This window comes from Paenisporosarcina sp. P5_A11, assembly GCF_056400705.1.
Genome location: NZ_JBFUKT010000281.1, coordinates 1 through 2,773, shown reverse-complemented (window position 1 = coordinate 2,773; position 2,773 = coordinate 1). Strand labels below are relative to the sequence as shown.

Genomic DNA, 2,773 nt, shown 5'->3' with positions numbered 1-2,773 from the left:
CTGCATATCCTACGCGGAAACCAGCAAGTCCATATGCTTTTGAGAACGTCCGTAACACAATGACATTGTCATGATCTTTAAGTAACGTAATTGAATTCTTGTAAGAAGGATCCGTTATGTATTCAAAATACGCTTCATCCAACACGACAAGGACTTCTTTAGGTACTTTTTGAATGAATTCTTCTAGTTCGTGTTGATCTATTAACAGCCCTGTCGGATTATTTGGTGAACATAACCAGACGACCGCTGTATTTTCATCGATTTGTTGAGCCATCTCTTGTAAATCATGTGCCCCATTCTTCAGCTGGACTTCACGAACTTCCGCTCCGTCAATCACTGCGTTATGACGATATTGGGGGAAAGTAGGAGTAGCCATTATGGTATTTACACCAGGTTGAAGCAACGCACGGGAAATCATCATAATGATTTCATCAGAACCATTGCCAAATAGCAATTGATTTTGATCAACTCCTAGTGATTTTGCTAAAGCTTGGCGAAGACCACTTGCATAGCCATCTGGATAAATCGCGTGATTAATCGATTGATTCTCCAAAAACTCACTTACTTTTATTGAAAACCCTAAAGGATTCTCATTGGAAGCTAGTTTAACGATTGTATCTAATCCAAACATCTTTTTCACTTCATCCGTGGAATGTCCCGGTTGATAAGGTTTCATACCTGTTAATTGATTTTTCCACTTCATCGTCATTCGCCTCTACTTTCTTATGTCAGCTAGTAATTAAATCTGGTCGAAGTTTCTTGGCTTCATTCAAATATACATGATGAACATCGCGTTGTGATTTATCTGTGTTGACATGCATTAACACACGAATACACATAGTTATTGCTCCTGGTACATCCATTTCATGCGTACACATAACAGGTACATATGTCCATTCAGGTATACTTCTCACAGCTTTTGCTGGAAATGCACCTGCAATATCAGTTGTCGTAGAAACGATAACTGATGMGACATCTTCAGGTCGAATATCATTCTCTTTAGCCATGGCTAAAACAAGCTTTTCAGTTTCAAGTAATATTTGTGATGCGGAATCTTCTGTAATGGTTGTTGCTCCTCGAATGCCACGTATCATTAGTGCACCTCCTTAATCCATTTTCGTAATTGTTCATGCGCTAAAGTGATATCTTCTACTGACACAATCTTCATACAAGGTTTTCCAATTTGTTCAAGTAAAACAAAATGAAGTTCTCCGAAAGACGCTTTCTTATCTCGTTTCATATAAGAAAGCAGCGTGTCAATATCATGTTCTAAGACGGTCTCGAATGAATAACCAAATTTAATTAATGCTTCAAATAGATTTCTGGCGTTACCTTGTTCAAGGCGCTGTATATTCTCACTTAGTAACAGTGTAATAACTAGTCCAATTGCAACTGATTCTCCGTGCGTTATTTTTCCGTATCCAGTAGAAGCTTCAATCGCATGTCCATAAGTATGTCCAAGGTTAAGGTATTTTCTTACCGATTGCTCATTTTCATCTGCTTCAACGATGGCAGCTTTCACTTGAATTCCTTTTACTAAAAAAGACAAATGCTGAGTTGAAGAAATGTCAGCAAATGACGGGAACTCCAAAAGCTCTTGTAGCCATTGTTGATCAGAAATAAGTGCATGCTTAATCACTTCTGCCATACCAGACCGAATTTCTTGAGGAGGAAGTGTACTCAAAGTTGAAACATCGAATAACACCGCTTCAGGCTGATAAAAAGAACCAATCATATTTTTACCTTGTGGATGATTGATTGCTGTTTTTCCACCTACTGCACTATCATGAGCTAAAATGGTTGTTGGACATTGAAAAAATGGAATGCCCCTCATAAATGTCGATGCAACGAATCCCACCACATCACCACAAGCACCTCCACCCAGTGCAAAGACGATTGATTTTCTTGTGCAACCAACTTCAAGTAAAAATGAATGACACGCCATAAATGTTTCAACGGCTTTACTCACTTCACCTGCTGGCAATTCGTATACATGAATGGATTTTCCACTAATAAACTCAAGAGGCTTTAGTAATTTCTCAAGATGCATTTTCGCTACCACTTCGTCGACAAATATAACCACATGGTCTGCTTTTTGAAATTGGTTTTTATATCGAGACAATGCACTCTCGTAAATGTGTGAACCCACATAAACTTCATAATGCTTATGTTTCGTATCGATTGAAATGGTTTGCATATATTAGAACTCCTTTGTGTAAGCTCGGTGCTGATTAATCGAATCCAAAAGTTGAGGCATCTGATCACTATGGAACTTATCTAGAATTGCTTTTGCAACTTCCCATGCTACAACATGCTCAGCAACAACAGAGGCTGCAGGTACTGCACAACTGTCGGAACGTTCAATGCTGGCTTTAAAAGGTTCTTTAGTAGAAATATCTACGCTTTGCAGTGGTTTATATAATGTTGGAATAGGCTTCATTACACCACGAATCACGATTGGCATTCCCGTAGACATACCACCTTCTAACCCACCCAAACGATTCGTTGTTCTTATGTAACCTTGTTCTTGATTCCATTCGATTTCATCGTGAACTTGACTACCTGGTTTACGCGCCATTTCAAACCCCATACCAATTTCAACACCTTTAAAGGCATTAATACTCATTACAGCCATGGCCAATTTAGCATCAAGCTTTCGGTCATAGTGAACATAACTTCCAATTCCCGCTGGCATACCTTCAATGATTACTTCTACGACTCCACCAATAGAATCTCCATTTTCTTTCGCTTCATCAATCGCTTGAACCATTAA

At 38.8% G+C, this 2,773-nt stretch carries 4 protein-coding genes; all 4 read right to left on the bottom strand.

All coding sequences use genetic code 11. From position 1 onward, the window contains the following. On the bottom strand, window positions 1–703 hold a 703-nt coding region (locus AC1DOS_RS19320), incomplete at its 3' end, for a pyridoxal phosphate-dependent aminotransferase (RefSeq protein ID WP_477538808.1). A 25-nt stretch (window positions 704–728) separates the two neighbouring features. Next, window positions 729–1,094, bottom strand: a complete 366-nt coding sequence (aroH, locus tag AC1DOS_RS19315; protein ID WP_477538807.1) for a chorismate mutase — start codon at window positions 1,092–1,094, stop codon at window positions 729–731. Beyond that, window positions 1,094–2,197: a 3-dehydroquinate synthase gene (aroB, locus tag AC1DOS_RS19310; RefSeq protein WP_477538806.1), complete on the bottom strand. Its 1,104-nt coding sequence runs from the start codon at window positions 2,195–2,197 to the stop codon at window positions 1,094–1,096. Before aroB ends, aroH begins: the two co-directional genes overlap by 1 nt. A gap of 3 nt (window positions 2,198–2,200) precedes the next feature. Beyond that, window positions 2,201–2,773, bottom strand: a 573-nt coding sequence (locus AC1DOS_RS19305; RefSeq protein WP_477538805.1) for a chorismate synthase, incomplete at its 5' end; no start/stop codon positions are given.